The sequence below is a fragment of the Gulosibacter sp. genome, assembly GCF_052090685.1.
GTDB lineage: Bacteria > Actinomycetota > Actinomycetes > Actinomycetales > Microbacteriaceae > Gulosibacter.
Genome location: NZ_JBQDBE010000030.1, coordinates 1 through 26,631, shown reverse-complemented (window position 1 = coordinate 26,631; position 26,631 = coordinate 1). Strand labels below are relative to the sequence as shown.

23 protein-coding genes are annotated in these 26,631 nt (G+C 60.6%); 18 read left to right on the top strand and 5 right to left on the bottom strand.

The features are described 5' to 3' along the window. Positions 1–39: 39 nt before the first annotated feature. From ACTHXA_RS14430 to ACTHXA_RS14410, 5 genes are all read left to right on the top strand, one after another. Positions 40–1,008, top strand: coding sequence for an MFS transporter (locus tag ACTHXA_RS14430; RefSeq protein WP_441673572.1), 969 nt, complete (start codon positions 40–42; stop codon positions 1,006–1,008). A 156-nt stretch (positions 1,009–1,164) separates the two neighbouring features. Further along, positions 1,165–2,190, top strand: a complete 1,026-nt coding sequence (locus tag ACTHXA_RS14425; protein WP_441673571.1) for a LacI family DNA-binding transcriptional regulator — start codon at positions 1,165–1,167, stop codon at positions 2,188–2,190. Between the two features lie 364 nt (positions 2,191–2,554). After that, entirely contained in the window at positions 2,555–3,562 is a 1,008-nt protein-coding gene (locus ACTHXA_RS14420; RefSeq protein WP_441673570.1) for a substrate-binding domain-containing protein, read from the top strand. 53 nt (positions 3,563–3,615) lie between these two features. Continuing rightward, positions 3,616–4,665, top strand: a complete 1,050-nt coding sequence (locus ACTHXA_RS14415; protein ID WP_441673569.1) for an ABC transporter permease — start codon at positions 3,616–3,618, stop codon at positions 4,663–4,665. After that, positions 4,662–5,576, top strand: coding sequence for an ATP-binding cassette domain-containing protein (locus ACTHXA_RS14410; RefSeq protein ID WP_441673568.1), 915 nt, complete (start codon positions 4,662–4,664; stop codon positions 5,574–5,576). The genes ACTHXA_RS14415 and ACTHXA_RS14410 overlap by 4 nt, the downstream gene beginning before the upstream one ends. Before the next feature lie 85 nt (positions 5,577–5,661). On the opposite strand, the gene ACTHXA_RS14405 is transcribed toward ACTHXA_RS14410, so the two are convergent. Then, positions 5,662–6,936 (bottom strand): amidase family protein, encoded by a 1,275-nt coding sequence (locus tag ACTHXA_RS14405; protein WP_441673567.1) that lies wholly within the window; start codon positions 6,934–6,936, stop codon positions 5,662–5,664. A gap of 158 nt (positions 6,937–7,094) precedes the next feature. Between ACTHXA_RS14405 and ACTHXA_RS14400 the strand changes: the two genes are divergently transcribed. Both ACTHXA_RS14400 and ACTHXA_RS14395 read left to right on the top strand, forming a co-directional pair. Beyond that, positions 7,095–7,799: an AzlC family ABC transporter permease gene (locus ACTHXA_RS14400; RefSeq protein ID WP_441673566.1), complete on the top strand. Its 705-nt coding sequence runs from the start codon at positions 7,095–7,097 to the stop codon at positions 7,797–7,799. After that, positions 7,796–8,119: a branched-chain amino acid transporter permease gene (locus ACTHXA_RS14395; protein WP_441673565.1), complete on the top strand. Its 324-nt coding sequence runs from the start codon at positions 7,796–7,798 to the stop codon at positions 8,117–8,119. The genes ACTHXA_RS14400 and ACTHXA_RS14395 overlap by 4 nt, the downstream gene beginning before the upstream one ends. A gap of 85 nt (positions 8,120–8,204) precedes the next feature. Here ACTHXA_RS14395 and ACTHXA_RS14390 read toward each other — a convergent pair whose 3' ends face one another. Beyond that, positions 8,205–9,785: a DUF222 domain-containing protein gene (locus ACTHXA_RS14390; RefSeq protein ID WP_441673564.1), complete on the bottom strand. Its 1,581-nt coding sequence runs from the start codon at positions 9,783–9,785 to the stop codon at positions 8,205–8,207. A gap of 603 nt (positions 9,786–10,388) precedes the next feature. On the opposite strand from ACTHXA_RS14390, the gene ACTHXA_RS14385 reads away from it, so the two are divergent. From ACTHXA_RS14385 to ACTHXA_RS14375, 3 genes are all read left to right on the top strand, one after another. Further along, entirely contained in the window at positions 10,389–14,624 is a 4,236-nt protein-coding gene (locus ACTHXA_RS14385; RefSeq protein WP_441673563.1) for a phosphodiester glycosidase family protein, read from the top strand. Positions 14,625–14,719: 95 nt separating this feature from the next. After that, positions 14,720–15,451, top strand: a complete 732-nt coding sequence (hemQ, locus tag ACTHXA_RS14380) for a hydrogen peroxide-dependent heme synthase (protein WP_441673562.1) — start codon at positions 14,720–14,722, stop codon at positions 15,449–15,451. After that, on the top strand, positions 15,448–16,698 hold the full coding sequence (locus tag ACTHXA_RS14375; RefSeq protein ID WP_441673561.1) for a ferrochelatase: 1,251 nt from the start codon (positions 15,448–15,450) through the stop codon (positions 16,696–16,698). The genes hemQ and ACTHXA_RS14375 overlap by 4 nt, the downstream gene beginning before the upstream one ends. Before the next feature lie 72 nt (positions 16,699–16,770). On the opposite strand, the gene ACTHXA_RS14370 is transcribed toward ACTHXA_RS14375, so the two are convergent. Then, complete coding sequence (locus tag ACTHXA_RS14370; RefSeq protein WP_441673560.1) at positions 16,771–17,847, bottom strand: GTP-binding protein; 1,077 nt, start codon at positions 17,845–17,847, stop codon at positions 16,771–16,773. A 69-nt stretch (positions 17,848–17,916) separates the two neighbouring features. Between ACTHXA_RS14370 and ykgO the strand changes: the two genes are divergently transcribed. From ykgO to ACTHXA_RS14350, 4 genes are all read left to right on the top strand, one after another. Then, positions 17,917–18,039 (top strand): type B 50S ribosomal protein L36, encoded by a 123-nt coding sequence (gene ykgO, locus ACTHXA_RS14365; protein WP_441673559.1) that lies wholly within the window; start codon positions 17,917–17,919, stop codon positions 18,037–18,039. A gap of 65 nt (positions 18,040–18,104) precedes the next feature. Beyond that, a complete protein-coding gene (serA, locus tag ACTHXA_RS14360) occupies positions 18,105–19,319 on the top strand; it encodes a phosphoglycerate dehydrogenase (RefSeq protein ID WP_441673558.1) in 1,215 nt (404 codons plus the stop codon). A gap of 105 nt (positions 19,320–19,424) precedes the next feature. After that, positions 19,425–20,198, top strand: a complete 774-nt coding sequence (locus ACTHXA_RS14355) for an SDR family NAD(P)-dependent oxidoreductase (RefSeq protein WP_441673557.1) — start codon at positions 19,425–19,427, stop codon at positions 20,196–20,198. A gap of 156 nt (positions 20,199–20,354) precedes the next feature. Further along, positions 20,355–21,182, top strand: a complete 828-nt coding sequence (locus tag ACTHXA_RS14350) for a lytic transglycosylase domain-containing protein (RefSeq protein WP_441673556.1) — start codon at positions 20,355–20,357, stop codon at positions 21,180–21,182. Positions 21,183–21,281: 99 nt separating this feature from the next. On the opposite strand, the gene ACTHXA_RS14345 is transcribed toward ACTHXA_RS14350, so the two are convergent. Then, positions 21,282–22,328 (bottom strand): LacI family DNA-binding transcriptional regulator, encoded by a 1,047-nt coding sequence (locus ACTHXA_RS14345; RefSeq protein WP_441673555.1) that lies wholly within the window; start codon positions 22,326–22,328, stop codon positions 21,282–21,284. 29 nt (positions 22,329–22,357) lie between these two features. Here ACTHXA_RS14345 and ACTHXA_RS14340 point away from each other — a divergent pair, with 29 nt between their 5' ends. From ACTHXA_RS14340 to ACTHXA_RS14325, 4 genes are all read left to right on the top strand, one after another. Beyond that, positions 22,358–23,236: a nitrilase-related carbon-nitrogen hydrolase gene (locus tag ACTHXA_RS14340; protein ID WP_441673554.1), complete on the top strand. Its 879-nt coding sequence runs from the start codon at positions 22,358–22,360 to the stop codon at positions 23,234–23,236. A 77-nt stretch (positions 23,237–23,313) separates the two neighbouring features. Beyond that, complete coding sequence (locus tag ACTHXA_RS14335) at positions 23,314–24,687, top strand: MFS transporter (RefSeq protein ID WP_441673553.1); 1,374 nt, start codon at positions 23,314–23,316, stop codon at positions 24,685–24,687. A 110-nt stretch (positions 24,688–24,797) separates the two neighbouring features. Next, positions 24,798–25,094 (top strand): hypothetical protein, encoded by a 297-nt coding sequence (locus tag ACTHXA_RS14330; protein WP_441673552.1) that lies wholly within the window; start codon positions 24,798–24,800, stop codon positions 25,092–25,094. Positions 25,095–25,262: 168 nt separating this feature from the next. Further along, the gene (locus tag ACTHXA_RS14325) at positions 25,263–26,075 is read left to right on the top strand and encodes a lytic transglycosylase domain-containing protein (RefSeq protein WP_441673551.1); all 813 of its coding nucleotides are present in this window, start codon (positions 25,263–25,265) and stop codon (positions 26,073–26,075) included. A gap of 226 nt (positions 26,076–26,301) precedes the next feature. Here ACTHXA_RS14325 and ACTHXA_RS14320 read toward each other — a convergent pair whose 3' ends face one another. Beyond that, the gene (locus tag ACTHXA_RS14320; RefSeq protein WP_441673550.1) at positions 26,302–26,517 is read right to left on the bottom strand and encodes an SCO4848 family membrane protein; all 216 of its coding nucleotides are present in this window, start codon (positions 26,515–26,517) and stop codon (positions 26,302–26,304) included. Positions 26,518–26,631: the final 114 nt, after the last annotated feature.

The following is a 26,631-nucleotide window of genomic DNA, read 5'->3' as shown; positions in this document are numbered from 1 at the left end:
TCAAATGAGGCAACGTATCGAGCTACGCGGAGGTTTCTTATGAGTCAACGCGCGGCCTTCCTTGTCAACGCGATCATTGGTAACGTGCTCTCCGACTTGGAGGGTGTCTGGCGCATCATGCTCTCAGTAGCGGCGCTGCCGGCGCTGGTGCTCTTCTTCGGGATGCTGCGGATGCCAGAAAGCCCGCGCTGGTTGCTTTCCAAGGGCCGCACTGAAGAGGCACTCGAAGTGCTGCGACAGGTTCGCCCCGAAGACCGCGCAGTTGCGGAGATGGACGAGGTCAGGGCGCTCGCACAGCAAGAGGAACGCTCCAAGACCGGTAGCTGGTCCTCGCTCAAGATTCCTTGGGTGCGCCGCATCGTACTCGTGGGTATTGGTCTCGCTGTCGCCCAGCAACTTACCGGGATCAACTCGATCATGTATTACGGGTCGCAGCTACTCATTGAAGCTGGCTTTGAGGCGAATGCGGCGCTTGTTGCCAACGTGGCAAACGGAGTGGTCTCGGTTACCGCGATGCTGATCGGCTTGAAGTTGATCACGATCATCCCGCGTCGCCGCTTGTTAGTGGGCGGATTCGTCGGGATCACCACGATGCATTTGTTGGTAGGCCTGTTCTCCCTCATCCTTCCGGAAGGGATGTTCCGTGCCTACGTCATCCTCGTGCTGGTCGTCCTCTTCGTGGCCTGCATGCAGGCCACCCTCGGTCTCACGGTCTGGGTGATGCTTGCAGAAATCTTCCCGCTCAAGATTCGCGGCTTTGCGATTGGTCTGTCGGTGCTGTGTATGTGGCTAACGAATGCTGCGCTCAGTCTCTTCTTCCCCTCACTGGTCGCCGGAATCGGTATATCCAGTACCTTCTTCGTGTTCGCGGTGCTCGGTGTGATCTCGACAATATTCATCGCTACCCAGGTTCCTGAAACTAAGGGGCGCTCGCTCGAAAAGCTCGAGCAGGACATTTCCACCGGAGCGATTTTCACGCATTCCCAAAGACAACCCCGGGGTAACTAATCGGGTTGTTCGCTTCCGCCGCAATTCGATTCGATCAATTGGAGAGGGGGCGCCGTGTAGAAAAATGACATAAAGGGATAGTGGGTGCGACCCGTGACCGTTCACTCCCGGTCGCGGGTCGCACCGTATCCATCAACACGCGAGTAAGGTCGAACAATGGGCACAGGGACTGGGAAGCGACCAACGATGCGCGATGTCGCAGAGGCAGCAGGCGTTTCCCATGCGCTCGTTTCCCTCGCCTATCGCAAGCCCGATAAAGTCAGCACGGTTCGGCGCGCTCGTATCTTCCAAGCGGCCGAGGAACTCGGTTTCCGACGAAACTGGGTAGCAAGCTCACTCTCCGCGTACGCGAGTAGCTTCACCGGCATCCTGGTTGCGAATCTGCACAACCCCGTATTCTCCACCATCGTGGAAGCCGCGCGTGCCAAACTTGATTCGGTCGGTCGTTACACCCTGATGTCGAGTGCGGTAATGCCCAATGCCGACGGCAGTTACCGCGCAGACCTTCGGATCGTGCAATCCTTCGAAGACCTCAACGCGGCCGGATACCTCGTCGTCGGGGTGATCCCCGATATCTCGATCTTGAGCGAGGTCCGACCCGAAGTGCCCATCGTGGTTGCCGCAGCATCCATCGAAGAATTCCCGCGTGGCCTGTCAGTTCGCACTGACAACGAGATTGGGATGCGGCAATTGATCTCGCACCTCGTCGAGCAGGGGCACTCAAAAATCGTGCATTTCGGCGGAGCTGGGGGACCGGCCGCTCGGATGCGTGCCATCGGTTATGAAAATGCCATGCGTGATGCCGGACTTGAAAGTGAGATCCGAGTTATTCCCGCAGAGTTTTCTGAAGACAGTGGTCGGGCAGCGTTTGAACGGATGCTCGAGGGCGCCCCCGAGACCACTGCGATCAGTTGCGTGAACGACCTCGTGGCCCTCGGCGCAATGAGCGCTGCCCGTAAAGCGGGGCTGAAGGTCCCCGAAGACATTGCCCTCGCAGGTTACGACAACACCTATCTTGCCGGGATTGACGCGATTGGACTGACCTCGATCGACACGGAGGCTGACGAAATCGGTCGAATTGCAGCCTCCTGGTTGGCAGCGGATGTCCCGCCGCCTGCGGGAACTGAACAGCTCGTGGCACCAAAGCTTGTAATTCGCCGATCCACATCCTTCAGAGCGTGAGCTTGCACACAGCGCAACGCGAATCAAAGATTCTCATCTGCTTGACGGTGCGATCAGTACGTGAGATTATTTGGACCGTTCCACATTTTGCTCGCCCAACTATTTGAGTGAGTGAGCCGTGGCACAGGCCAAATTTGAGTCTGACAAATGCGTAGGTTTGTTAGCAAAGTCAGGCGACAGTTTGACTGAAAAGTGCGGGTTGCTGCTCGCGTTGTTACCTAATCTTTACGGTCGCCCGTACTTGATGTGACAACCTGAGTGTAATCTGAGTACGAGTTGCTCTTTGTAAGGACAACAACTCAATAACTAGCGCCAGGACACAGTTGTCCCGGTGCGCTCAATGAGAAACACGATGGAGTGAATCATGTTCAAGAGTGTTCGGCGCCTAAAGCGCCTTGGATTGGTGGCAATTGCCGCCACGAGCGCCCTGCTTCTCGCCGCCTGCGGTGGTCCCGCTGGCGTGCAGGGGGAGAATACCGACACCTCGACCGGCGGTGCCGGTGCGGTTGAAATCACCATGAAGGTCGCGCTCATTACCCACTCGACCCCGGGCGACACCTTCTGGGACATCCTGCGAAAGGGTGCCGAATCGTCGGCCGCGAAGAACGGCATCGAGCTCCTCTACAGCTCGGACCCGGACGGCGCACGCCAGTCGCAGCTTGTCGAGCAGGCAATCGACCAGGGCGTTGACGGCATCATCGTCACCCTCGCCAAGCCGGAAGCGATGTCCGGTGCCGTGCAGAAGGCAATTGACGCGGGCATCCCGGTATTCAGTATTAACTCCGGTGAAGAGGCCTACCAGGCAATGGGTGTCCTGGCACACTTCGGCCAGAACGAGTCTGTTGCCGGTAACGCTGCGGGTGAAAAGTTCAACGAGCTCGGCGCCGAAAAGGTGCTCTGTGTGATTCAGGAACAGGGCCACGTTGGTCTCGAGGCGCGCTGTGAAGGTGTCGCCGAAACCCTCGATGGCGAGATGGAAGTGATCTACGTCACCGCCGCCGACCCGACGAATATCTCATCCACCATCACCGCGAAGCTGCAGACCGACAGCGCAGTGGACTACGTCCTCACCCTCGGTGCGCCGCAGGCACCGATCGCACTCGAGTCGATTGCGGAATCCGGCAGCAGCGCCCAGCTCGCGACCTTCGACATGAACTCCGACGTGGTCGCAAGCCTCCAGACTGACGAACTCGTCTTCGCCGTCGACCAGCAGCCTTACCTCCAGGGCTACTCCGCAGTGGACGCCGTGTGGCTCTACACGACCAACCTCAACGTGCTCGGCGGTGGCCAGGCGGTACTGACCGGTCCGTCGATCATCACGCCAGACATGGCCGAAGAGTTGAGCGAGTACGTCAACAACGGTACGCGCTAAGCGCTAGTCCCCATCTCGGTAACGAGTCCCTACTAATAACAAGGACCTGATTGATGACTACACAAGTAGCGACCAAGTCAGGCGATGAGCGCGTTGCTTCCGCCTCCCTCTTCGTGAGATTCTTCACGAAGCCGGAGGCGGGAGCCACCGCGGCAGCCCTCGTGCTTGCCGCAATGTTCGCCATCGTCGCACCGCAGTTCACCCAGCCCGCGTCGATCGCGACGACGCTGTACGGCGCATCCACCGTGGGCATCATGGCCGTGGGTGTCTCACTCCTCATGATTGGTGGCGAGGTCGACCTGTCCGCCGGCGTCGGTGTCACCACTGCTGGGCTCGCCGGTGCCCTGACGATCTACTGGTTCGGTTCAAACGTGTGGCTGGGCGTGTTCGCCTCGCTCGCGATTTCGCTCAGTATTGGATTGCTCAACGGTTGGTTGCTGACGAAATCGAAACTCGCGAGCTTCATCGTGACCCTGGCAACCTTCTTCATGTTGACGGGTCTGAACCTTGGTCTCACGCGTCTGATCACCGGCGGTGTTGCCACCCCGACGATCGCACCGGCCGCAGGATTTGATTCGGCAGCCGCGATCTTCGCCGCAGACATTCCGGTGTTCGGCGTGAACGTCAAGATCACGGTCTTCTATTGGATCGCCCTGGTTCTGGTCGCAACGTGGATCCTTAAGCGCACCCGCGCCGGTAACTGGATCTTCGCAGCCGGTGGCGCACCCGACGCTGCCCGTGCAGTCGGTGTCCCCGTTGTCCGCACCAAAATTGGCCTCTACATGGGCGTGAGCTTTTGCGCGTGGCTGCTCGGTATGCACCAGCTCTTCGCCTTCCGCACGGTGCAGTCCGGTGAGGGTGTCGGTAACGAGTTCCTGTACATCATCGCCGCGGTGGTCGGTGGCTGCCTCATGACCGGTGGCTACGGTAGCGCCATCGGTGGCGCGATCGGTGCCCTCATCTACGGTATGGCCCTCAAGGGCGTCGTGTACGCCGAGTGGAACCCGGACTGGCTGAAGTTCTTCCTCGGTGCCATGCTCCTCGCCGCGACCGTGCTCAACTTCACGCTGCAACGGCGTGCGGGTAAGGGAGGAAAGAAATGACTTCGACAGCAACCGCCACGAAACCCCTCGTAGAACTGCGAGAAGCGGGCAAGCGATACGGCAATATCATCGCCCTGCGCGATGTCGACCTCCAGGTTGGTGCCGGTGAAGTGACCTGCGTGCTCGGTGACAACGGTGCGGGAAAGTCGACGCTGATCAAGATCATCGCCGGACTGCACCAAAACACCGATGGCGAGTATCTCGTCGACGGTGAAGTGGTGAAGTTCAACTCCCCGCGCGAGGCGCTGAACCGAGGCATTGCCACGGTGTATCAGGACCTCGCCGTCGCACCGCTGATGCCGGTGTGGCGCAACTTCTTCCTCGGTTCGGAGGTCACGAAGGGATTCGGTCCCTTCAAGCGGCTCGACGTGGAATTCATGAAGGAGACGGCGAAGAAGGAACTGCTCGACATGGGCATCGACCTTCGCGATGTCGAGCAGCCAATCGGTACCCTCTCGGGCGGTGAGCGACAGTGTGTCGCGATCGCGCGAGCCGTGTACTTCGGTGCGAAGGTGCTGATCCTCGACGAGCCCACCGCGGCACTCGGGGTGAAGCAGTCCGGTGTGGTGCTTCGCTACATCATTCAGGCGCGTGACCGCGGGCTCGGCGTGATCTTCATCTCGCACAACCCGCACCACGCGTATCCCGTGGGTGACCGCTTCCTGCTGCTGAAGCGCGGCAAGAGTATCGGGTATCACGAGAAGGCGGATATCACGCTTGAGGAACTCACCGGTCTGATGGCTGGTGGCGCGGAACTCGAGCAGCTCGTGCACGAACTGCGCGAGGCCGGTGCTGAGACGGATGCGGTGCGCACGATTCGTGACGACATTGAGCAGGACACTGCCGCCGGTGTGGGCCACGTCCCGGTTACCGAGTCGGTCGAGACGATCCCGCCAGAAGAACGCGAGTAATCACGGTTCAGCAGGTTCGTTCCCCCGAAAGCGAGGCTCATGCACAGGATGCGTGGGCCTCGCTTCACGTTCAGGTCGCGATTGTTCAGGTCGCGAGCACCCGCTCAATGCGCGCCGCGATCTCGAGCGTGCGACGGTCTCGTCCACGCTGTCCCTGCACGGTGAGTCCAACGGGAAGCGACTGGCTCACCGGAACGGGCAGCGTCACCATAGGTGCCCCGAGAAGCGTCCCCTGCTGCACATTGCGTGTGAGCAGGTTGAAGGTCTGATGCGTTTGTCCGAGGTGCTGGATCTCGTCACTGTCCTCGATCAGCGGGGCAGTTACGGGAACCGTCGGGAACAGCCAGCCGTCGAGCATCGCAAGTTGCTGCGCCGCGAGGTACTTGGCCCGCGCATCCACAACGAGCTGAATTGCCTCGGCATAGGTGCCCGCGCCGATCGGGTCGGCGAGCACCATCTCAAGAATAGACTTCACGTCTGGGCTCGCCGTGCCATTCACGAGCGTTCGGAAGGCTTCTTCCGGGGGCAAATCGAGTGCAGTTGCTGCGGCGGAGGCGAGGGTTCGGTGCGATTCCCACAGCACAACCGGCATCGCAGCGGCGTCGAGTTGCTGCAGCGCGTCGGACGGGTCGATTTCAATGATCTCGGCCACGGATGCGATGGTCTCGAGGGCCTTCTCGGTTGATTCGCGAGTCGCATCGTCGAGGTCGGACCACAGTGGAGTCGGAAGCCCGAGTCGCGGTGTTTCCGTGTCGGGGAAGCCGTCGTGCGTGGGCGAATCGGTGATCCACCGATTGAACTGCATCGCTTTTGCGACGTCGTGTGTGTGCGAGCCCACCGTGTCGCGGGTCCACGAAAGTGGGACGGTGCCGGCAGCCGGCCAGCTACCGGTCGTGGGGCGGAAGCCAACGACACCGCACAGCGCGGCAGGAATCGAAATCGAACCGCCCGTGTCGGTGCCGAGCGCCGCATCCACCTCACCGGCGGCAACCACGGCGGCACTGCCCCCGCTCGAGCCACCGGCGAGATGCGAAGTGCTGTGCGGATTGAGCACCGGGCCGAAGTAGCCGTTGTTTGAACTCACTCCGAATGCGAGTTCGTGCATGTTGGTCGTGCCGGTGACCTTCGCGCCGTGGTGGCGAAGCGTTGCGACTACGGGTGCGTCGGCTTGGGCAGGAGCGGTGTTGAGCACAGGGGATCCCGCGTTCAGGCGGTACCCGGCCACCGAAATATTCGCCTTGACCGCGAGCGAGAAGGAACCGCCGACTGGTCCATCGATCTCGAATGGGGGAGGCGTATCGGTCCCGAACTCGATCCAGTATCCGTACGGGTTCGTGCCGTCTGGGTGGGGCTTTGTCATCAGGATTCCTTTCGCGAGGATTCCACCGATTCGCCGTTGATTACGGGCGGGAGAATCGGCTGAGCGATGTGATCATCGTATGTCGGAGCGCTTGTGGACTCCTTGAGTAGGCCACGCAGCCGGGCGCGCATTTCCCGCAGGTGGGGCACAATATGTTCATGACCGCATCCGCCCCAATTCAGTCGTCAGGAGACTTTCGACAGGGGCTTAGGGATGCGATTCCGGTCGCCTTTGGGTATGTACCGCTCGGTATTTCCTATGGGATGTTTGCGGTGTCGGTTGGGCTGCCGTGGTGGTGGGTGACGATCACGGCGCTGGTGATTTACGCGGGGTCGATGGAGTTTCTCGCTGCCGGGATGCTTGTCGGCGCCGCGCCTGTGAGCCAGGCCGCGACCACGACGCTGTTCGTCAACTCGCGGCACATTTTTTACGGGCTGAGTGTGCCACTTGAGCGAATCCGCAATCCCTTTGCCCGGTTCTACGGAATTCATGCGTTGACCGATGAGGCCTACGCGGTGTGCGCGGGAATTGGGCGCGACAACCTCACAGGGCCGCGCATCCTTGGCATCTCGATTGCGAGTCACTTTTATTGGGTGCTTGGTAGCACGGTGGGTGCAATTTTCGCGACGATGTTGCCGTTTGACCTGTCGTTCATGGGCTTCGCGATGACTTCGCTGTTCGCGATTCTTGCAATCAATGCGGCAAAGGTGAGTCGCGAATGGGGCTTGTTTGGTGCGGCGGCAATAATCGGCATTCTGGCCATGATGTTCGTCAAGGATGCGATGCTCCTGGTCGGCCTTTTGGTGTACTTCGTGCTGGTGGTCGCGATGGTGTTGGTCCGGAGAAAGCGGGCGGCGGCATGAACGTGTGGCACTCGGTCCTGTTGTTGGTTGTGATCTGGGCTATTACCTTTGCGCTGCGGGCGGCTCCGCTCGTCGCGAGGCGGTGGCTACGTGACAACGAACTCGTACGAGACATTGGCGCGCTGCTGCCGGTCGGGGTGATGGTGATTCTGACCGTCTACACCATTCGGGACACTTCATACGCGGGCTATGACTGGGTGGCTCCCTTCGTTGGGGTTGTCGTGACGGTGGTGCTACACCTTTGGCGCGGGAATGTGCTGTTGAGTCTCGTTGGTGGTGTCGCGAGCTACTCCATTCTGTATTTCACATTGGGCGGGTAGAGACGGTTGGCGCGCCAATTAGCGCCGAGGTGCTTCGAGAGCATTGGCGCTGGGGCGTGCCCCGCCGAAATCGGCGGGGCAGAGCCTAAAAGGGCGGTGGGTCGGGATTCTTCTTGGGAACAAACACTGGTCCATATGGACGAGGGCGTGCAGTCACGACTTGCCCGAGCGGAGTCTGCCATTGGAGCACACCACCCCCGAGGTTGGTGACTGACCAGGGCTTTTCGTGCTTCTGCACGTGGTGCGCTTTGCAGAGGTGACCGAGGTTGCGGTCGTTGGTCTTGCCACCTTCGCTGAAGGGTTGCGTGTGGTCGGTTTCGCACTGTGCCGCTGGCCGAATGCAACCAGGGAAGAGGCACGTACGGTCTCGAACCTGAAGGAAACGGCGGAGAGCTCGGTTTGGCTCATAGGTGTCCACACTCACGACATGTCCGCTGACCGGATCGGTGAGTACGCGCTGGAACGAGGGCGCTTCCGCAGCAATCTGTCGGGCTTCGTCGAAGCTCATTGGCGTCATGCCGTCGATGAGGGCCGGTGCGGTGCCATTATTGCGGCCGCGTAGCAGGGTGAGTGCTGGCACAGTGATGCTTACGAGAGCTTTGACGCGCGACTTGCCAGGGGTGCTGCACAACAGCGTCTCCGCGAGAATATCCGCCCGCAGTTGCCCAATCGAGCGAGTGTCTGGCTCGAATTCGGCGGGCTCCGCGGCGCCACTCGCTTTGGCAGCACGACGTGCTTGAGCGTGTTCGGCTTTAGCCTGCTTGTCGAGGTCGATGAGTTCGCGGGCACCCTTGTCGAGGAGCTGGCCAATGGGAGTCGCGATTTCGCTCGGGAGGTACGCCTTGAGCAGTGCCATCCCGTACCCATCGTGCTGAATCGACACGTAACGCTGCGCACGGGCGCGCTCGAATGCATCCTCGGTGTCTTCGGCAGCAATGGTGCTCGCCGCTTCTTCGGCAAAACGGGCAGTCTCTGCCGGCGTGTGTTGTGCCGCGAACTCGAGCACCACTGAACCGTATTCGGCGAAGAACTCAGACTCGAGAGTGCGAGCAAACTTCAGCAATTCGCGCACGTGTCGCATGTCGATGCGACCGTTTTCGAGGGCGACGACCCACTCGGGGAAGTCATTGACGAGCGCGAATGCGTCGTAGCCTCGATTGCGGAGGGACTTGTCAGAGTCGTTGGTGGACACCGCAAACTCGCCCAGGATGGACGTGAAGTGCCACGAAAACACCTCGTCCTCGCTGTTGCGCGCGGACGTCGAGCCCTCCGCAAGTGCGGCCTGTGCACGCCGAATCGCGACCTCGTAGGCGGTTGCGAGCGCGCGGATCATTGCCGCTTCGCTCGCTCCACGAGCGCAATAGGCCTCGCCGAACATTGACAGTGCGGACTTCACATCATCCACACCGATGCCGTCGGCCGCAGTCGTGCGACCACGGTTGGCGCGTGGAGCAGTGGGGCGGCCTGGTGCCTGTTCCCCTACGGGCTCGGAGGGGTCGCGGTCTTCCAGGCGAGCTTCACGCAATCGGGCAATTTCGGAGGCGTACTGCTTGCGCGAACGAGCTTTCTTCGCATGCAGCAGCGGGGTGCGCAGCTCAATTGGCGCTGGAACAGTGTCGCGGAAATGCTGAGCAAGCTCAGCGGCGCGGTTGTCGGTGGTGGTCATGAGAGGTCTCACCTCCTCGACGTGGAGCACAAAGTCGATTAGTAGAAATTATCAACGAGTTTCTTGAGACTATTATATAGAGCAAATGTTCGAAAACGCAACACAATTCTTTCGAATTTTTACTTCGCCATGAGTGCCAACGCTGTGTAATTAGAAGCTCCCTAAGGGCTTGACCCCACAATAGGCTGAGCCTCCGACATAGTGGAATCTGCGCCGTGGGTGAAGCGGGCATACGGCAAAATGCGTTGCAAATATCCTGCTGACCACGTAGGAGCCCCTGCGGATCAGATTTCCCGCTGCAATCAAGAACACGCGGTGGCCTGAAATCGCCGCAATACCGCAGGACTCCAAGAGCAGCCACCCCAACCTGATGTTTCACGAGGCGAATTGCGTTGGTTGCGAGCCGCAGTAGCTGCAATTGCGAAGCACCAAGCCATTTTGTCTCGCAAACTTCAGTAAACCAGCGCAATGACTGACAGTTTGTAACCTCCCGTTCACACCCTGCACAGATGATGACGCAAGTTCATTTTGACGCCAGATGGCGTCATTTCTTTGTGAGCATCTGAGCCGGGTCTTGTCGGTGAGCGAAAGGAATTCGCAGGAATGCGACAGTTATTGAAAGAACGAACGGGGAAGGGCGGGCGTTCCCGCGGAAGAGCATTCGTCGCCGGTCTGGTGACATTTGGTCTTGGCGGAACCCTCGTCATCCCAACTGTGTTCTCCGAAGCGGAACCGGCACATGCGGCCACCGCTCTGGAATCTGCAGTTGATGCGATGGTGCTGGACGCTGGCGGCAATGCGATCGTTTCGGAATACAATCGCGAGCAAATTGCGCCGGGTGTCGAAATGGTGAGCGTCGACCGTATTGACGCGCAGGGTCGGCTCGAGTTCGACGTGCTCGTTGCGGACTTTGGTTCGGGTGAGGTTCGCGCCGACTACCTCTATCCAGACACAGTCTCCGAAGCACAGCCGGTAACCGACATGATTACTAACAGCGGCGCCGTCGCGGGTGTGAACGGTAGCTTCTTTGACATCAACAACTCGAGCGCACCACAGGGCGTGGGAGTGTCAGAGACCGATGGCATCGTGACGATCCCGGACGGTATGGCCGCTGGCAACTCGCACTATCAGAACAATCCAATCGTGTTCGGCGAAAATGGCCTGGGTGCAATTGCGCAGGTCCTGTTAGACACGACAGTTACGCACAACGGTGAAGACGTGGATATCGACGTTACCGGTGTGAACTCCTGGCGCCTCAACGCGGGCAGCGTGGGGTATTACAACGAACTGTGGGGCGACCACACGCGTGTGCGAGTACTTGACGGTGGCTCGGGCATTGAAGTCATCTTCGATGCTGAGGGCGTCGTCACAAGTATCGGCGCGCCGAGCGCAACCCCGCTTGCCGAAGGCGAGCAGTCCCTTATTGGGCGCGATGCCGGAGCTGACAAACTCGCGGGCATCGAAGTCGGTGACACAGTTTCAGTCGAATACGGAGTTACTTCGAACGCGGGCGAAGTCGTGACGGCTATCGGCGGCAATAATCGTCTCGTGATCGATGGAGCCGTCAACGTCAGCTCTGACCAGGCAGTTCACCCGCGCACCGGCGTTGGCTTCAACGCGGACGGTTCGATTATGTATCTGGTGGCGGTGGATGGGCGTCAGGCCACGAGCCGCGGCCTCGCGCTCAATGATTTCGCACAGCTGTTCATTGATCTCGGCGCGCAGGATGCTGTCAACCTAGACGGCGGCGGATCGACCACGATGGGTGCGGTCGCGCCAGGCGAGACTGCGCCGTCTGTCCCGCATAACCCTTCCGACGGCTACCTCCGCTCGGTCCCCAACGGTATCGGCCTGTTCGTCGAACAGGGCAGTGGCCAAGTCACGGCTTACAACGTGCAGACCACGCTCGACATGGCCGAATCGGCGCGGGTGTTCCCCGGACTGTCCCGAACCGTCATCGGCAAGGGTCATGACGAGACCGGCTCGGCAGTGGCGGGAACGACTCCCGCATGGACAAGCACCGATGCGGCCACTGTAACCAGCAATGGCGACAACACCGCAGTCGTTACCGGCGGTTCGCAGGGCACCGCTACGGTCACCGCCACGACCGGTGAAGCAACTGGAAGCATTGACCTGCAAGTGCTCGGCGAACTTGAACGAATCGAAGTTTCCCCCTCGGTCGTACAGCTTTCGGGCACCGAAGATATCGGCAGCTTCAACGTGTACGGCTACGACAGTAATGGCTACCGCACCCCGATCGAGGCTCAAGACATCACCATCACAGGCAATGAAGAGGGTCACTTCGATATTGAGGCAGGTACGACTGGCACCTACGCCGTGTCAGCAAACCAGACCGGTGTCTCAACGAGTCTCGAACTCGCCGTGGGCGACAAAGCGGTGAGCTTCGCACTCACGGCTGGCGTTGAGTCGCTGCTCTTGGCGGACTTTGCCGACGGCACTGACTGGACTTCGGCGAACGACCGCGCACCGAGCGGCTCTGTGACTGCCATTACCGGGCACGAGGGCACTCCGGGCCTCCAGCTTGACTACAACTTCGAAGAGTCGACCGGCACCCGCGGCCAGTACGCGGTGGCTCCGAACGGTGGGTTCGAACTCCCCGGTCAACCGACCGCAATCACAATGTGGGTCAACGGTGACGGCAATGGCTCGTGGCCGCGCTTGCAAGTGAGGCAGTCGAACGGCACGACCACACAGATCGACGGTCCGCTCATCGAGTGGAACGGCTGGCAGCAGGCCACCTTTGCAATCCCGGTTGGTGTCGAATACCCGCTCACGCTCCAGCGCATCCGTCTCATGGAAACTGCTGCTGCTAAGCAGTATTCCGGCTCGGTCCAGGTGAGCGATATGCGCGCCGCCGTGCCCAATGAGGTCGACCTTCCCGAGACGGACACCTTCCAAGACTCAGTCGTGGTTCCTGCAGGGACCACTGACGAATCGCCGCTTCGTATCGCGGTTGTCTCGGACTCACAGTTCGTCGCACGTAATCCAGACAGCCAACAGGTACAGGGCGCTCGGGAGTCATTCCAGGAAGTAAAGGCCGCAAACCCCGACTTGCTTGTCATCAACGGTGACTTCGTGGATGAAGCTGCTCCCGAGGACTTTGGGCTCGCTCAGAAGATCATCGATGATGAGCTCGGCGATGCCGAATTCCCCTATATCTACGTGACTGGCAACCACGAGATCATGGGCGGTCCCATCGAAAACTTTGAGGCAGCATTTGGTGAGACTCACGGCACAATGGATCTCGACGGCACCCGCATCATCTGGCTCGACACCGCGCCAGGCACACTGTCGCACGATTACGACCAGGTGAAGTTGCTGCGCGAGGAGCTCGACAAGGCTGCAGCCGATGACGCGATTTCGGGTGTGGTGGTCTTCCAACATATGCCGATCGATGACCCCCTTCCCACTAAGGCGAGTCAGCTCGGCGATCGTCTCGACGCGGACATGGAAGAACAGTGGCTCGAAGAGTTTAAACAGGACTCGGGCAAGCCGATTGCACTTGTCAGTGCTCACGTCGGGGTGTTCCACGCGAAGACGACCAATGGCATCCCATATTTCATTAACGGCAACTCGGGTAAGTCGCCGACCGGAGGTGCGGAAGGCTCGTTCACGGGTTGGACGATGTTGGGCGTTCACCCCGCGGAAGCGGAATCCGCGAACCCGCGCGACTGGTTCAAGGCTGAGGTGCAGACCCGAGTGGATGCAGACACCCTCACGATGGGTGACGTTCCGGAACTAGTAAACACGGGTGTCGAAACGCAGCTCACCCCCGCGTTCACACAGGATCAGGGTGCCCGTAGCCTGCTGCCGCAGTGGCCCATGAGCCACAGCTGGTCGGGAGAGGGAATCCACGTTGGTTCGATCGGGGATGCGCCGGATGACGCGATCGCCAACCTCGATCCTGAGACAAACATCCTCACGGCCCTGAGCAGCGGCGAAGCAACGCTCACGCTCACGGTGAACAATGAGTCCGAGAGCATGACATTCACTGTTGACGGCATCTCCGGATCTGTTCCGGTGATCAGCGGAACTCCGCAGGTTGGCGAAGTCCTGACGGTGGATGCGGGCCAGTGGCAGCCTGAAGGCGTCGCGCTTTCGTGCCAGTGGTTCGCTGACGGCGAGCCGGTCGAAACGACCGAGACCCTGGTCACGGCGCTCGCGGCAGCGGAGGGTGAGACCTTTGTGCTGCTACCAGAACACGAGGGCGCGGAGATATCGGTTGCGGTTACTGGATCGCTCGAGGGCTATGCGCCACTTACCGTCACGAGTGAGCCGACCACGGCTGTTGCAGCGGCGCCGGTGGCGACCCCTGAACCGACGCCAACGGGGGAGCCCACTCCAGAGCCGACCTCGACGGGCGAGCCGACTCCGGATCCGACTTCGACCGGAGAACCCACCACGGAACCAACCACGACTGAGGTTCCGACAACGGAACCCACGTCAACGGAGCAGCCAACGTCGACCGAGGAACCCACCCCCGAGCCGACGGCAACCGATGCGCCCACTACGGAACCGACAGTAACTGAGGATCCGACAACGGACCCGACCGCATCCACTGACCCGACCTCGACCGAGAACCCGACAACGGACCCGACCGCATCCGCCGACTCGACCGCAACTGAGGGCACATCCGGGACACCGATCCCCGGAACCGAAGGTGCGGGCCCAACGGATGGGTCAGACGATGACTCGACCGAGGACGACGGTCTCGCGCAGACCGGTGCCGAAACGGTCGGACTTTTCGGAGCCGTACTGGTGATCGCACTGCTCGGTACCGCCCTGGTGCTGCGGAGCAGGAAGGCGACGCGCGCCTAACGAGTGCATTGCCCCAGGACACTTCGACCTGGGGCAAACTCCGCGGCGCGCGCGGCTGACCGAGGACTCAGCCTGCCTCGACTTAGGATGGGATCATGTCGAATCCTCATGGAGGAGCGGCTGAGGCCCCGGCGCCCGGCCAGCTCACGCAGTATGCAAACTATTCGGTATTTCGTCGTGCACCGGGAACGGCGGCCCCCGCGGACCTCAACGCCGCAATTGCAGAGCTTGAGGCGGCCACCGCAAAGCTCGAGCCCTCGGGCGTGACCCTGCGCGGAATCTACGACCTCAATGGCTTCCGCCACGACGGTGACGTGTTGGTCTGGACCCACGGCGAAGACCCGGAGGCGATCCAGGCAGCCGTGCGACGCATCCGCTCGACCGAACTGTTTGAGCCGCTCGAGCTCGTGTGGCAGGTCATGGGCGTGCACGCCGCGGCCGAGTTCAACCCGCGTCACGCACCTGCATACATGCTCGGCCACGCGCCGAAGAAGTGGATCACGATCTATCCGTTCGTGCGTTCGTACGAGTGGTACCTGCTGCCCGAAGAGGAGCGTTCGGTCATGCTGCGCGACCACGGTGTCCGCGGCGCAGCCTTCAAGAGCGTGCTCGCGAACACCATCGCGGCCTTCGGTATTAGCGACTACGAGTGGATGCTGTCCTTCGAGGACGACGAGCTCATCACCATCCTCGACATGATGCGCGACCTTCGCTACACCGAAGCCCGTCGTCACGTGCGCGAGGAACTGCCGTTCTACACCGGCCGTCGCATCCCCGAGGCAGAAGTCCCGGTCGCACTTCGCTACGTTGAGGAACCCATCCGATGACCCCAACCGCAGAGTCTCGAAAGGCCCCGCCCGCCAAAGACGCGCCACTCGCACCCGGCGCAATCGTGTCGGCCGCGACGGAACCCGCTCAGGGTGGGGCGCCGTGGATCGAGGAGCCGGTCGACTACGACGCGGTACTGCTCTGTTCCTTCGGTGGCCCCAACGGGCAAGAAGACGTGATTCCGTTCTTGCGCAACGTCACCGGCGGTCGCGGCATCCCGGACGAGCGACTTGAAGAGGTCGCGGTGCACTATCGCCACTACGGCGGCGTGAGCCCGATCAACGAGCAGAACCTGGCACTCAAGCAGGCGCTCGAGCAGGAACTTGCCCGCCGCGAGATCGACCTGCCGGTTTACTGGGGCAACCGTAACTGGGGTCCATACGTGCATGAGGCACTCACTGAGGCGCACCAGCATGGGGCACAGAAGGTGCTCGCACTCGCAACGAGTGCGTACTCTTCCTATTCTTCGTGCCGGCAGTACCGTGAAGACCTTGCGGATGCGCTCGAATACACGGGGCTGCAGGGCGAGGTGCAGATCGACAAGGTGCGTCTGTTCTTCGACCACCCCGGATTCATCGAACCTTTTGTTGACGGCCTCCGCGACGCACTCGACGACCTCAAGCGCGAAGACCCCACGCTTGATCTCGCGAACGACGTCGAGGTGCTGTTCACCACCCACTCGGTTCCAACTGAGGATGCGAACCGTTCCGGTCCTGACACCCGCGGCTTCGGCGAGGGTGGTGCCTACTTCGCGCAGCACCTGGCCGTAAGTGAGGTTGTGGTGCAGGATGTGTTGGCTCAGCTGCGGGAGCGAGGTGACGGTCTCGAGCAGCTCAACTGGCAACTCGTATTCCAGTCGCGCTCCGGGCCGCCTACCCAGCCCTGGCTTGAACCAGACATTAACGACGTGATCGAGACGCTGCCCGCCGAGGGTCGCCGCGCGGTCATCGTCGTACCGGTCGGATTCATATCCGATCACATGGAAGTCATGTGGGACCTCGACAACGAAGCCAAGGACTCAGCCGCGGCAGCAAGCTTGGCGTTTCGCCGCACGCCAACCCCCGGCGTGCATCCTGCCTTCGTGTCGGGACTTGTTGACCTCATCCTGGAACGCGTCAATGGCACGCCGAAAAGTGAGCGCCCCGCCCGGACTGACCTGGGGCCCTGGTACGACGTGACGCGTGCGGGTGACTGCGAAAACGTGCGTCTCGGATTCCGCCCGGCGGTGGCAGGTCTGCAGCCCTAGCGGTTCTGGATTAAGGAATGCGCCTCGGCAACCTGTTGGTTGCCGAGGCGCATTCCTTTGCGGCGCTCATCCTCACTCGCGCTCGCGGCTGCCCACCTGCCACTGCGGCAACGGATCGGGAAACTGTCGCCACGCCTTGGGCCCGGCTGTGAATTCTTCATCGGTAAGCAGCGCGCTATCGAGGGCCGCGATGAGGGCCGAATGCTCGAGGTCGAGGCCGATCACCGCGAGGTCCTGACCGTGCGCAAGCGGTTCGGTCTCTTCGGGGATAGTGAGCTGCGCCGTCTCAGCGTCGACCGGTGGTTCTTCACTGAACGCGGGCGAAAAGTCAATCATTGAGCCCACGTGGCTCCAGTGCGCAATGTGTTCCGGACGGGTTGCGAAACTGCAAAATCCGGATGACCGCAGTACCTGGCCGAACATCCCCGCTTCGATCTGCTCCTCGAGCACGGTATGGAGCCGCTTCGGGTGAAACGCACGAATGCGTTGGTAGCGAATTGCGCTGACCCGAGCGTCGGTCATATGCGGCGCGAATTCGTCATTAAGCAGGGCAATCCAGCCGGGTCGGTCCTGCTGCGCGGACTGCGGTGCACTCTTAAAGTAGTCCTGCGCCGGAGCTGCGTCGACGCCGTGAAGTCGAAGCCGAGCCTGCGGTGCCAGGTGGTTGATAAGCGCCATCATCGTCGAAAGATCCGGCGTCGACAGCGGCTCCCAATTCGCGAGCATGATCGTTGAGGCGAACTCAATTTGAGTCACGGTGAGCATCGCGCGGCCCAAGAACTGCTGGTTCTCGCGGGAGAACTGCAAGGGTGCCGCGGCGAGGTAGTCCTCTCGCAAGAGATCAGGGATGAGGTGGGACGCGTCGACCACGCACAGCACCTCCCGCAGTCGAACATTGCTCTCGATGTCACTGAGCGCACCAATGGCGTGCGTGACGGGTACGGATGCGGGCAGCTCCGCGACAATTCGCTCGGGTGGGCTCGCCCAGGGGGTGAGTGAGAGCAACTCATCCAGCGGATCGGCAACGATGCTGAGTCGTTGGGCCGGGATGAGCCAGCGATTGGGTTGCGTGCTCAGTGATCGCGCAATTGCGTGGCGTTCGGGTGCGCACGTTCCGATCACCGCCACTAAGTCGACCGGGTCATTCACGGTGGTACACCCTCCTCAGGATTGCGAGTACAGTTACTAATGATAATCGTTCGCAATTAGGAAGCAACTATGAAGGTCCGCGCATCACTCAAGTCACTCAAGAAGCAACCCGGCTCGCAGGTCGTAAAACGACGCGGCAGGGTGTACGTCATTAACAAGCTCAATCCGCGGTTCAAGGGGCGACAGGGCTGAGTCGGGTGCCTATCCCGCGTGCATGATTCAAGACGGGATGTGGGAAGTCGCGAGTGAGGACTAGGATGGTGCGGGTGAAAGCCCTTCTTCTCGAAAACATCCACGCCGAAGCCACTCGCCTGCTCGAAGGTGAAGGAATTGAGGTCGAGACCCGCAAGGGTGCACTCGACGAGAACGAACTGATTGACGCTCTCGAGGGCGTGGATCTGCTTGGTATTCGCTCTAAGACGCAGGTAACGCGTCGCGTCCTCGAGGCTCGTCCGGACCTCCAGGCCGTCGGTGCCTTCAGTATCGGTACGAACCAAATTGACTTGGACGCGGCGGCAGAGTCGTCGATTCCGGTGTTCAATGCGCCGTATTCCAACACGCGTTCGGTGGTTGAGCTTGCCATCGGAGAGATCATCAACCTTGCGCGCCACCTCGGCGACCACAACCGCAATATGCACGCGGGGCTGTGGGACAAAACCGCGAAGGGCTCGCACGAAGTCCGCGGACGCACGCTCGGCCTGGTTGGTTACGGAAATATCGGCTCGCAGCTTTCGGTGCTCGCCGAGTCGCTCGGGATGCGCGTGTACTTTTACGACGTCGTCGACCGTCTCGCGCTCGGTAACGCCGTTCGCTGCAATTCGCTTGAAGAGCTGCTTTCGACGGTGGAGACGGTGTCGATTCACGTCGACGGCCGCAAGGAAAACACCAACTTGTTCAACGCGGAGACCTTCGCGATGATGCGTCCCCGCTCAATCTTCCTCAACCTCTCGCGTGGCCACGTGGTCGACCTTGAGGCGCTGCGCGACAACCTGGTTTCGGGCCATCTCGCGGGTGCGGGGCTCGACGTTTACCCGGTCGAGCCCAAGAAGGCCGGCGACCCCTTCGACTCGGTGCTGCAGGGCATCCCGAACGTGATTCTGACTCCGCACATCGGTGGGTCGACTGCGGAGGCACAGGAGGACATTGGCCGCTTCGTTGCGGGTAAATTCCGCGACCTGGTGCGCACCGGTTCGACGTATATGTCGGTGAACCTGCCCGAGGTGCAGCTCTCCTCGCTCGACCACGGTGCCCGCCTGCTGTACTTGCACGAAAACGTTCCGGGCGTGCTCGCCACGGTCAACTCGGTGCTCGGCCAGCACGGCGTCAACATCGATAGCCAGCAGCTCACCACCCGCGGACAGCTCGGCTACGTGGTCACTGACTGTGGCAATGGCGTTCCCCAGGCGGCGCTGGATGAGATTCGCTCGCTTGAAGCGACGCGTCGGCTTACCGCGCTTGGTGAGGTGCGCTAACGGCGCGGCGTCGCTTCCGACTGCTCGGGTATTGAAGGATGTCGGAGGCTCGTGAGACGGTTGCTCTGAGAAATCGACCTTGACCTGTCGAAGGAAGGACTGCCCATGTCGCAACGAATCGTCGTCACCGGAGCAAGCTCGGGGATTGGTGCCGCCACTGTGCGTCGCTTTACCGAAATCGGTTGGGACACGGTCGCGGTCGCGCGACGCGCAGATCGCCTGCAGCAACTCGCCGATGAAACGGGTTGCCTTCCGGTTACCTGCGACATTACCGATGAGGCGCAGGTTGCAGAGCTCGCGACGACGGTTCGCGAAACCGGTGGCGCAACCGGCCTGGTCAACAACGCGGGCGGGGCGATTGGGCTCGACCTCGTCGAAGAGGCCTCCAACGACGAGTGGCGGCAGATGTTCGAGGTCAACGTCATTGGGCTTCGCTCGGTGACGGCCGCGATGCTGCCGATTCTCCGCGAGGGTGCCTTGCGAGTTGAGTGCGCGTCCATTCTGAACCTCACTTCGACCGCCGGGCTTGACGCCTATAAGCGAGGTGGCGGGTATAACGCGGCGAAGTTTGCGGCGCACGCCGTGACCGGTGCCCTTCGCCTCGAACTTGCAGGCGAACCGATTCGCGTCATGGAGCTCGCGCCCGGTCTCGTGCAGACCGAGGAATTCGCGCTCAATCGGATGCGTGGCAATGCCGACGCTGCGGCTGGGCTCAAACTCTACGAGGATGTGCAACCGCTCACGGCGACGGATGTCGCGCACGTGCTCGTTGGGGCGTTTGAGCAGCCGCCACACGTGAACCAAGACCTCATCGTGCTGCGCCCGGTCGCGCAGTCGAGCAGCTTCGACGTGCACAAGGGTCCCCTCAAGACGCGCTAGCATTTATGTCTTTAGGACGAGTCGGAGGTCGCCGTTTCACGAGCATCCAGCGGTAGTCGGCGGAAGCGCGCGACGACTTCTTCGCGTCGCCCGCGACGTGGCAGCACTCGAGCCAAGCGCGCGGCGGGCATCCGGCGAGGCCGGTCGCTGGGCGAGATGCGTCCCCGCAGCAAGGTATTCGTATCGCTGGGATTCCTTGTGGGCGTGACGGTGCTGGTCGTGGGGACTTGGCTACTCGTGTCGGGTGTGCAGATGATCGGCCAAAACTCCTACGGCCCGGGTACGAACAACGCTGCCGCAGCGCTGGGTGACGAGGCCCCGACCGCCGAGGATGCGGAGGAACTCGAGAGTGCGGACGTCGACCTTGACGAAGTTGGTCCGGGCGGAATCCCCCCGATGCAGGTCTCGGAAATTTCGCAGTTGGTCGACCCGCAGTGGGTAGCTGATGTCGCCGAGTCCACGGGCATCCCTGACCGTGCGCTCGCGGCGTACGCCGGCGCCGACTTGGTCGTTTCAAATACCTATGGCTGCAGGGTTGGTTGGAACACCCTCGCGGGAATCGGTTATGTCGAAAGCCACCACGGGACGCTCTTTGGTGGCTACGTGACCGAGGACGGATCAGTCTCGCAGAAGATCTACGGGATACCGCTCGACGGCACCAACGGAACGATGGCGATCGAGGATACCGACGACGGGAGGTTGGACGGCGATCCAGAGTGGGACCGTGCTGTCGGGCCAATGCAGTTCATTCCCGAGACTTGGGATATTTGGGGCGTGGATGGCAACGGCGACGGTGTCGCAGATCCTCACCATATCGACGACTCCGCGATGACCGCGGCACTGTATCTCTGCAACGCACAGGGAACGCTCGAAGGCTCGGAGAACTGGATCTCGGCAATTCGGTCGTATAACAACACCGATTCGTACCAGCAGCAGGTTGCGGATGCGGCGCAGCATTACGCGAATAGGGAGCGGGAACTTTAGTGGTCGCGCTCAGCCGGGCAGCGAATTGCTGGCCCGTGGCTTGCCCTTGGTGCTCGAGGCGCGTATCCATGGATGTTCATGTCGTAGCGGCAAGCGAGCCTATTGCCGCGTTGACTCTCGCCACCGAATGACCGGTGTCACCGTTCTTGCGTGGATGGGTTGCTCGAGTCCCGCCAAGCGTTCAAGCATGAGCTCAACGCCTGCCGCACCGGCAAGATCAAGCTGAATATCGAGTGCGGTGATGCTCGGACGGTTTGTCGCCGCCATCGAACTGTCGGTGAATGAAGCGATTTGAACGTCACCGGGGATATCCACCCCAAGCTCATGAGCAGCTTGCGCCGCGCCAACCGCAAAACGACTGGCAGCCGTGAGAATTCCCGTCACGCCATTCACCAATAGTGATTCAGCGATCGACTTCGCTCCTTGGACCCCCTCGCCTTCGTAGAGCTCGGTGACAGAAAACAACCTGTCTAGCCCACCCGCCCACTGGGATGCTCCCTCAAGCACGGCTCGGTTCCAGTGGTTCCGTTCGGTACCGGTGATCAGGGCTGTAGTGCGCGCGACCTTGGGGTCGATCCCCGACAGCAATTCCAGAGTGCCGGGGACATAGTCGATATTGATATCCCAACCGTCCTCGCGGTCATCGTCCAATGCGTCGATGGTCACTACGGGGCGTCGAGTCCGACGCAACTGGGCAAGTATCGGATCCTGTTCGTACGGATGCGCGACGATATATCCGTCCACGGGCAATGTCGTATCGCAATCATCAATCGTGTTGGGGATGTGAACGAGGCCCCAACCGCGATCGAGCGCGGTAGCCGCGGACGCACCGATGAGTCGCAAGAAGTTCTCCGTGCCACCCAGGGATCCGCGAACTGCATCCTTCGGTCGCAGCACCAATCCGATGAGTTGCGTTCGGCCTCGACGGAGCGAAGATGCGATGGGATCAGCACCGTAGCCGAGTTCGTCCACTGCCGCGAATACCCGCTGCTTTGTCGACTCAGAAATAGTTCGTCGTCCGGAAAGCGCATGTGAAACCGTACTCGGAGACACACCGGCGCGCTTCGCCACATCACGAATCGTTGGTCGTCGATCGCCAACTGCACTGGCCAAAGCGGGTTGGCCTTCTGATTGCTCCGTTGACATGCTCGCAATCCTATGGCATCTTCTTACCCATGAGTCAAAACGATTTGATGAATGGCAAGGATGCGAGTATTCAGTCGACTCGATCCCCACTCACGATTGCCGTGGGCCAGTTCAGTTCCGTTGATAGCGTCGACCGCAATCTGGACACAATGGATCGACTCGCAGCGGAAGCAGCACTGGCAGGAAGCGATCTCGTTGTATTTCCCGAGGCTTCGATGTATCAGTGGAGCGCACCGAGCGAAGAGATTGCAGCGGTTGCCCAAAAATATGGCGATCAGTTCGTCGAAGGCGCTCGAGCAATTACAACGCGACACGGAGTCGCCGTGATCGCGGGAAGCTACGCACGGAATGACACCGGCGATAAACCGTTCAACCGTTTGACCGCGATCGATAGTGCTGGCCAGACGTTATCGGTGTACGACAAGGTTCATCTCTACGACGCCTATTCGTGGCGCGAATCCGACACGGTTGCAGCGGGACCAATCCACGGTGCTTTCGAAGAACTCGGAGTATTCGACCTAAAGGGCTGGCGCATCGGGATGCTCAATTGCTACGACTTGCGCTTCCCGGAAATCACTCGCGGGCTGACAGAACGTGGCGCAGACATCATCACGATGAGCTCGGCTTGGGTGGTCGGACCGTTGAAGGAGTTTCATCTCTCGACACTCGCCGCAGCACGAGCAATTGAAACGACTTCGTACGTTGCGATCGCGAACCAGGGAGGAGAAGTCTCTACGGGGCGCAGCTCTATCGTCAGTCCGTTTGGGAATACGCTCGCGACCGTCGACCTCGTCGAGGCTGTGGCCATCGCGACGATCCGCGATGACGTGCTCGCTGAGTCGCGCAGTCAATTACCGATCCGGGTGAATCGACGCTACGCCGTGGGCGCTCAAGCGATAACCGGATAGTCGAACTCCCGCAGCACGCGCGAGAACCAGCTTTACGACCTCGAGAAACAGAACGAAACCAAGGAGAATCCATACTCATGACTCCACGCAGTGAGGGTCGCGACGAAGCGACCAAATCACGCAAGTCGCACCTTCGTAGGGTGCTCAGTTCCGCAGCGATCGGCCAGTTCGTTGAGTGGTACGACTTTGTCGTGTACGCCTATTCAGCGTCGGTCATCGCGACGCTTTTCTTCCCCTCTGACGACCGCCTGGCATCCCTCCTCGCAACCTTCGCTGTGTATGCGGTCGGATTCGTGATGCGCCCAATCGGCGGCATCGTGTTCGGGCACCTGGGTGATGTCGTCGGGCGCCGAAACGTCTTGGCGCTCGTGATCATCCTTATGGGTGCAGCCACCCTTGGAATTGGAATCTTACCGACGTACGGGCAAATCGGTGTGTTCGCGACCCTCCTGCTCGTACTCTGCCGGTTGGTGCAAGGGCTCTCGGCTGGTGCCGAGACGACCGGATCAAACACTTTGGTTGCCGAACACTCTCCTGCAGGGCGCAAAGGCTTCTTCGTTGCGTTCACCTATGCATTTGCGAATCTCCCCGCGGTATTCGCATCACTACTCGTCCTATTGCTCACTTCGGTGCTGTCAGCCGAGAACTACGAGGCATGGGGCTGGCGCATCCCGTTTATCCTCGGTGGTGTCTTCGCCCTCGTGGGGCTCTATATCCGCAGCCGTGTGCAGGAATCGCCCGAGTTCGAAGCTGCGAAAGAGGCGGAGAAGTCTTCCGCTCCAAGTGAACGACGTCGACTGCCTCTTTGGTCGGCGATCCGTGAGAACCCGCGGGCGCTGTTTTTCGCGTTCGCGCTCGCTGCTCTCTCGAGCCTCGGGTTCTACACACTCACCGGGTACTTCACCTCGTACCTGAACGAAGCGGTGCAGATCGATTCTTCGATCTCCTTCACTTCCAATGCAATCGCCATGATGATTGCGTTCATCGCAATGCCGATCGCAGGCCTGGTCTCTGACCGCATTGGTCGAAAGCCGATGCTCGTTGGTGGTGCCGCGCTGAGTGCACTATTGGCTGTGCCCGCGTATATGCTCGCGAGTAGCGGCACCGCATTTGGTGCAATCGCGGGCCAAAGCATCCTGGCGCTCGCGCTGAGTATTTTCTTCGGTCCGTTCGGTGTCGCATTTATCGAACTCTTCCCGGTAAAGAACCGATTCAGTGGCGCCGGACTCGGCTACAACCTGGCCTACGTGCTCTTCGGCGGTACTGCGCCCTATGTGAGTACGTGGTTGGTTGGGACGACCGGAAGTTTGCTCGCACCAGCCTTCTATATGGTCGCGATTGCGGGAGTGGTCGCGCTCGTAGCGCTGGCTCTGCCAAAACCAGCACCGCAAGCGTCGGAATCCACGATTGAAACGTCCACCACCGAGGCGCTGGGACGTAATCGAAGTTAGCTTCGTCCACCGACTCCGCGCAGTGCCCTCCCACCTCCGCCGCGTATCGTGGCATCCCCATCCGCAGTGATCAATGCGACCCGCATTCGCGATAGGGAGGGGGAGGGCTCGTGTCGAATTCATTTGAACCGGAAACCAACCCGAATGTGCCCTGGCAGCAGCGCGGCGGCTTCACTACCGTCGCGGTAATTTCACTCGTACTTGGCGCGGTTGCTCTGCTCGCACTGTTGGCGGGCGCAATCTTTGGCGAGCAACAATTGGCCCGCGGATTCGTGCCTTACCCGGCGGGTGTCGGGCTGCTATTTGGCATTCTCGGATTGCTCGGCCCGTGGAAGTGGATTGCCGGGCTCGGTGCCGCCGCGAACCTCACCGCGATTATGATTGCGATGTTCATACCGTCGGGCTGAGGCGTATTCCCGAAGCAACGACGGTGACAGACCAAACAATGGTCGGTATCGTTGGCGGGAGTGCAGTTTCAGTCGGAGACGGCGAGCCGCTGATCATCCACTACGGAATGATACCCGGCACATTCAATAGGGTCTTCGAAGAGCAGTCGGAAGGGACGCCCCGCAAAGTTGACTTCCCCCTCTATTAGTCGCTGGCGGCAGTGGGCTCCGATCGTGTTGGCGTTCGGCGCCGCGGCCGTCGGTATCGCTATCGTAATTGTGATCGCCTTCACTCCGATGGCGGTGCTCGCAGAAGTTGGCGGTTCATCGTCCGAGCAAGCGGCGACTACTCCCGCGAGCACTGACCAGAGCGCCCAGTCTTTGGAGCAGGACCCGAACCAAGCCGAATCTAGTCCGGCTACCGCATCCGGAGTCGTGGTCTCCCAGCTGGTTGACCCCACCTGGGTCGCTGAAACTTCTGAACGCACCGGAATCCCACCGCGTGCGCTCGCGGCCTATGCGGGTGCAGACCTCGCAATGGTTAATTCCACCGGCTGCCAAGTCGGATGGAACACGCTTGCGGGAATTTCCTGGGTCGAGAGCCATCACGGAACGCTGCACGGCGGAAGCATCGGTGATGACGGAGTGGCAACCCCGCACATCATTGGTATTGCTCTCGATGGGACGACGACTGCGAGCATCCCGGACTCCGATGGCGGTGCACTCGACGGCGACGCCACGTGGGATCGTGCGGTCGGTCCAATGCAATTTATTCCGCAGACTTGGGCGGAATGGGGCAAGGACGGTAACGGCGACGGTATTGCGGATCCGCACAATATCGATGATGCCGCACTCACCGCGGCGTCTTATCTCTGCCACGCACACGGCACTCTTGACGGCTCTGAGCAGTGGATCGGGGCGATTCGCTCCTACAACGACACCGACGACTATCAGAACCAAGTTGCCACCGCCGCGCAGCACTACGCCGATCTCGCTTCCTAGCTTTTCGCGAGCGAGCCTTGCGCAGAGTGGTCACTCGTTGTTGCTATTTCCGCGAATAACCCAAAGTATTGACCACTCTTTGGAGGGGTCGGTTTGCAGAATGGTCACTCCTTGTTCTTATTCCGGCGGATAGCAACAAGCAGTGACCATTCCTGAGTCGGGTATAGAACCTTTGGAGGCGAAGGCTTAGGTAGCACTCGCGAACTTTCCTAAACTCTCCGCAGTGCTAGAGGAAGAACGCCCAGATGCCTGCGACAGCCGACACCAAAGCGATGACGAGCGCGATCGTCACGAGCACTTGGTGGACTCGGAGGAAGGTCGTCGCATTACCCTGTTCATCGCGTGCTCGTGCGTCATTGGCGATCCGTTGCAGGAATCGTGGCCACGTCACGACATTGAATATTGCGTTGGTGAGAAGAAGAACCCCAAGGAGAATTGTCACTCAACCAGGATACGTGTGTTTGGTATAGCAGCAAGGTTTCTTCGCACAGGATTGGCTGCGCTAGTGTGTCGCGTCAATAATTCGTTTCTAGTTTTGTAGAATGGAGTATGGCAA

What these genes read in the sequence shown, in the direction of transcription:
- ACTHXA_RS14430 (WP_441673572.1), top strand. Translation starts at nt 40, where the DNA reads ATGAGTCAACGCGCGGCCTTCCTTGTCAACGCGATCATTGGTAACGTG.
- ACTHXA_RS14425 (WP_441673571.1), top strand. Translation starts at nt 1,165, where the DNA reads ATGGGCACAGGGACTGGGAAGCGACCAACGATGCGCGATGTCGCAGAG.
- ACTHXA_RS14420 (WP_441673570.1), top strand. Translation starts at nt 2,555, where the DNA reads ATGTTCAAGAGTGTTCGGCGCCTAAAGCGCCTTGGATTGGTGGCAATT.
- ACTHXA_RS14415 (WP_441673569.1), top strand. Translation starts at nt 3,616, where the DNA reads ATGACTACACAAGTAGCGACCAAGTCAGGCGATGAGCGCGTTGCTTCC.
- ACTHXA_RS14410 (WP_441673568.1), top strand. Translation starts at nt 4,662, where the DNA reads ATGACTTCGACAGCAACCGCCACGAAACCCCTCGTAGAACTGCGAGAA.
- ACTHXA_RS14405 (WP_441673567.1), bottom strand. Translation starts at nt 6,936, where the DNA reads ATGACAAAGCCCCACCCAGACGGCACGAACCCGTACGGATACTGGATC.
- ACTHXA_RS14400 (WP_441673566.1), top strand. Translation starts at nt 7,095, where the DNA reads ATGACCGCATCCGCCCCAATTCAGTCGTCAGGAGACTTTCGACAGGGG.
- ACTHXA_RS14395 (WP_441673565.1), top strand. Translation starts at nt 7,796, where the DNA reads ATGAACGTGTGGCACTCGGTCCTGTTGTTGGTTGTGATCTGGGCTATT.
- ACTHXA_RS14390 (WP_441673564.1), bottom strand. Translation starts at nt 9,785, where the DNA reads ATGACCACCACCGACAACCGCGCCGCTGAGCTTGCTCAGCATTTCCGC.
- ACTHXA_RS14385 (WP_441673563.1), top strand. Translation starts at nt 10,389, where the DNA reads ATGCGACAGTTATTGAAAGAACGAACGGGGAAGGGCGGGCGTTCCCGC.
- hemQ (WP_441673562.1), top strand. Translation starts at nt 14,720, where the DNA reads ATGTCGAATCCTCATGGAGGAGCGGCTGAGGCCCCGGCGCCCGGCCAG.
- ACTHXA_RS14375 (WP_441673561.1), top strand. Translation starts at nt 15,448, where the DNA reads ATGACCCCAACCGCAGAGTCTCGAAAGGCCCCGCCCGCCAAAGACGCG.
- ykgO (WP_441673559.1), top strand. Translation starts at nt 17,917, where the DNA reads ATGAAGGTCCGCGCATCACTCAAGTCACTCAAGAAGCAACCCGGCTCG.
- serA (WP_441673558.1), top strand. Translation starts at nt 18,105, where the DNA reads ATGGTGCGGGTGAAAGCCCTTCTTCTCGAAAACATCCACGCCGAAGCC.
- ACTHXA_RS14355 (WP_441673557.1), top strand. Translation starts at nt 19,425, where the DNA reads ATGTCGCAACGAATCGTCGTCACCGGAGCAAGCTCGGGGATTGGTGCC.
- ACTHXA_RS14350 (WP_441673556.1), top strand. Translation starts at nt 20,355, where the DNA reads ATGCGTCCCCGCAGCAAGGTATTCGTATCGCTGGGATTCCTTGTGGGC.
- ACTHXA_RS14345 (WP_441673555.1), bottom strand. Translation starts at nt 22,328, where the DNA reads ATGTCAACGGAGCAATCAGAAGGCCAACCCGCTTTGGCCAGTGCAGTT.
- ACTHXA_RS14340 (WP_441673554.1), top strand. Translation starts at nt 22,358, where the DNA reads ATGAGTCAAAACGATTTGATGAATGGCAAGGATGCGAGTATTCAGTCG.
- ACTHXA_RS14335 (WP_441673553.1), top strand. Translation starts at nt 23,314, where the DNA reads ATGACTCCACGCAGTGAGGGTCGCGACGAAGCGACCAAATCACGCAAG.